This window comes from Ponticaulis profundi (assembly GCF_042659465.1).
Taxonomy (GTDB): domain Bacteria; phylum Pseudomonadota; class Alphaproteobacteria; order Caulobacterales; family Hyphomonadaceae; genus Ponticaulis; species Ponticaulis profundi.
Map to the genome: position 1 here is coordinate 4,317 of NZ_JBHSSW010000056.1, position 3,186 is coordinate 7,502.

The 3,186-nt window shown below is 56.1% G+C and carries 5 protein-coding genes; all 5 read right to left on the reverse strand.

Features of this window, described 5'->3' with window-relative positions:
- The coding region (locus ACFQDM_RS15825) for a DUF305 domain-containing protein (RefSeq protein ID WP_377380683.1) at positions 1–469 on the reverse strand (469 nt) is incomplete at its 3' end.
- 23 nt (positions 470–492) lie between these two features.
- Positions 493–621: a copper-binding protein gene (locus ACFQDM_RS15830; RefSeq protein WP_377380706.1), complete on the reverse strand. Its 129-nt coding sequence runs from the start codon at positions 619–621 to the stop codon at positions 493–495.
- 198 nt (positions 622–819) lie between these two features.
- Positions 820–1,227, reverse strand: a complete 408-nt coding sequence (locus ACFQDM_RS15835) for a hypothetical protein (RefSeq protein WP_377380685.1) — start codon at positions 1,225–1,227, stop codon at positions 820–822.
- A 407-nt stretch (positions 1,228–1,634) separates the two neighbouring features.
- Complete coding sequence (locus ACFQDM_RS15840; RefSeq protein ID WP_377380687.1) at positions 1,635–2,588, reverse strand: bile acid:sodium symporter family protein; 954 nt, start codon at positions 2,586–2,588, stop codon at positions 1,635–1,637.
- Complete coding sequence (locus ACFQDM_RS15845) at positions 2,578–2,943, reverse strand: ArsR/SmtB family transcription factor (RefSeq protein WP_046001738.1); 366 nt, start codon at positions 2,941–2,943, stop codon at positions 2,578–2,580. Before ACFQDM_RS15845 ends, ACFQDM_RS15840 begins: the two co-directional genes overlap by 11 nt.
- Positions 2,944–3,186 lie beyond the last annotated feature (243 nt).

The following is a 3,186-nucleotide window of genomic DNA, read 5'->3' on the forward strand; positions in this document are numbered from 1 at the left end:
TCTGATCGTCCTCGCCATGCTCCAGAAGCACTTCCGCCATGTCGATGGCGCCCTGATGGTGGGCAATCATCCCGCAGGCAAAGGCCACGTCGGCATTCTCATTCATCATGCCGTCGTGCATGGCGGGCATGGTGACCATCATGCGGCGCATGTTTTCCTGAACATGTTCGGGCATGGTCTCCATATCCATGCCGCCCATACCCATCATGGCGCCCATGCCGCCTGCATTGTTGCCGTGATGGGCAGAGCCTTGGGGCATTCCTCCCATCGGCATATCGCCAGCGGGCATTCCGGCGACAGGGGCGTCTCCTGCAGGCATTTCACCAGTGGCGGGCATTTCTCCGGCCGGTGCTGCCATGGCGCATTGCTCAGGCATCTGGAAATCAGCATCCTGGGCAAAAAGCGGCGTTGCGAGACTGCTTGCAGCGACAGCCGCAACGATAAGAGCTTTGTACGAGATCATTGTCATTCTCCGATGTTCGATTTTCCGGATCATTCCAGAAGTTCAGTGATGGTCAGGGTTCCCGCGACCCGGTCGACAGCAAAACGAACGTTCTGCCCCTCGCTCAGGTCATCGAGCATTTCCGGCTCTGCGACTTCGATAGGTGACGGCAGGACCAGCCTTCAGGGTTGAGACCGGCGACGTAGCATCGTCGACGCCCACAAGCCCGGCGGACGTATCCACAGGGGGCAACGGCGCACAGGCCACCGCAAGCAGCGGCATCGCAACTGCAAACACGAGTTTCATGAAACGTTTCCGCTTATGGATCAGAATAATGAAGGCCGCAGTCGCTCAGACCACGGCAGCCAGCGTTCGGATCAGACCCGCGGAGGGCGGCGCAGTCTTTCTGAGAAGGTCAGGTCTACCAGTGGGGCCGTGCGCAAGGCATAAAGGGCGTGGCTGAACAGAAAAGCCTGGGCAATGTCGCTGGAAGCCAAAAACGCGGTTATAGGGCACGCATGGGCCTTGCAGTGCGATCCTTGCTCTTCGGAGGAAGTGTCTTCGTCATGGATATGATCTTCGACAATGACGATATTCTGAAGAGAATGGTCTGAAGGGTCACCAGCACGGTGCTGCGAATGATCCTCCGAGCTATCGGCAGAGGCCGCTGTCAGCATCATGTCGCATTTCAGATCCATCGAAGCATTTCCAGCGGATGCAGTAATTCCCATCGAGACCAAGGTCACGATGAAGATCATAGCAAGCTGGCGCAGCACGCGGATCATGAGTGATGTCTATTGAGGTCAAAGTTCCACATCAATGGATTTCCAGAGGTTCGCGCATGAATGTTACCGTCTCAGTAAGATGTTGCTACCAGCATTTCGGCTTTCTTCACGTGCAGGGCAGCAGAGACTGCAGAAGGGAAAAGGAAGCCATTCGCCTACGAATGGCTACCCGAGGCTCAATAAGTTTCGACGATGGCGCTTTAATCGCTGCATACGTTGATGGTCATGTTGATCGACGTGCTATCGCGATTTCGCAGAACCAGACGCTACCACCATCAAAGGGCGCTTCGATGTTGCCCTCGCCATTAGTCGCGCCACTGCCGCGCTCGTAGTCGATGGACTCGTCGCCACTATGGGTATGGAGGTCGAAGTTGACCCTGCCGCCTTCGGTGGATCATTGGTCTATCTCAGACCCCCAACAGGCTTTCACGCTCTGACGCCATCATCTTTGCCGCAATCGGTGACGTGATCATCTGGATCACTGCAAAGAAAGCAGCGGGCACCGCGATTTCAGAAGGAAGACCCGATGCTGCAACGAATGCGGCCGCGATGCTGAATTCCTTTTTGCTCGTGGTGAACAGATAGGCGATCAGCTCCGCGCGATCCTCCGCGAACAGCTTGGCAATCATGCCGACAGCATAGCCGATCAGGTTCAGTGCCAAAGCTGCCAGAGCGATCACCAGCGCGTACCAGCCGTAGCCAAGGATCGTCGCTGAATTCGGCCCGATCACGGCCAGCAGAAGAACCAGATACAATACGGACCCCAGCCTAGGCCACGCATAGTCGAACCGCGATACCTGCTTCAGAAACTTGGTCCGCAGCCAGACGCCGACGACGGTCGGCACCACCACAACCAGCACCAGCTCCAGAACCACGGCGCCAACAGGAACGGTCAGCTCGATGCCTGTCAGCCACAGAAACAGGAATGGGATGATGAACGGGGACAAGGCCGTGTTCACGGCATTCAGGACAGCAGCCAAGGCGACATTGCCGCGTGCCAGCAGCACCAGGAGGGGTGCGGATACGTCAGTCGGGAGCATGCCGACCAACGTCTGTCCCGCCGCAAGGTGCCCGCTGCCGAAGAAGATGCGCCCGGTCAGCCAGCCTGCCAGCGACATTGGCCCATAGACCAGACCCAGAGCCCAAATCTGACGGCTCGGCTTGCGGAAAACGATCCGAACGGCCGCCGCGTCGAAGGTCAGGCTAATGACCAACATCAGGAGCGCCAGAAGGGGGCTGATCCCCGCCTCAAGCCCTATCCCGATAGAGGGCACGGCAAGTCCGAAAGCTGTGGTGGCAACCGCCATGAACAGCAGATTGTTTTCGACGAATCCAAGAAGCTTGCGCATGTCAAATGTCACAGTTCGCGTTTGTGGGACGTCCGCTGCACTTGGCGAAAAGAGCGATGGCCTGGTCGCACCATGCGCAATGGCCCTCGCAGCAATCGTGCATCAGAAAAGCGACCAGATCCGAAAGCGCAGGGAATTTGGCGCTGTAGATGATGGATTTCCCGTCACGCCAGTTTTCGACCAAGCCTGCGCTTTCCAGCTCTTTGAGGTGGAAGGAAACGAGCGATGGGCTGGCATCGCCCAAGGCTGCGGCAATGGCCCCGGACGCCATGCCTTTCGCACCTGCAAAGACCAGCAGCCGGATGATCCGCAGGCGGATTTCGTGAGACAGGGCCGCAAATCCGGCCAGGGCAGCTTTTTCTTCCATATCAATCAAACACTACAAGATTCGTTTGATCGTTGATCTGCTGAACCAGACAGACCGTCAAGAGGCGCTTATGCGTGCAGTGAAGTTCTTTTCAAGATATCCAATTTGACCCAAATATTTTATATATCCATCGATTATCGAATGGATACTTGATACAGCGTTGAATGAAATAAGACTTCTCACAAAAAATTCCGTGAAGGACTTGAGTCTATTGAAATTTAGTGGAAGATTAATAATTGGATA

Excerpts from the sequence above, each read along its gene's own strand:
- ACFQDM_RS15835 (WP_377380685.1), bottom strand. The coding sequence starts at position 1,227 with ATGATCCGCGTGCTGCGCCAGCTTGCTATGATCTTCATCGTGACCTTG.
- ACFQDM_RS15845 (WP_046001738.1), bottom strand. The coding sequence starts at position 2,943 with ATGGAAGAAAAAGCTGCCCTGGCCGGATTTGCGGCCCTGTCTCACGAA.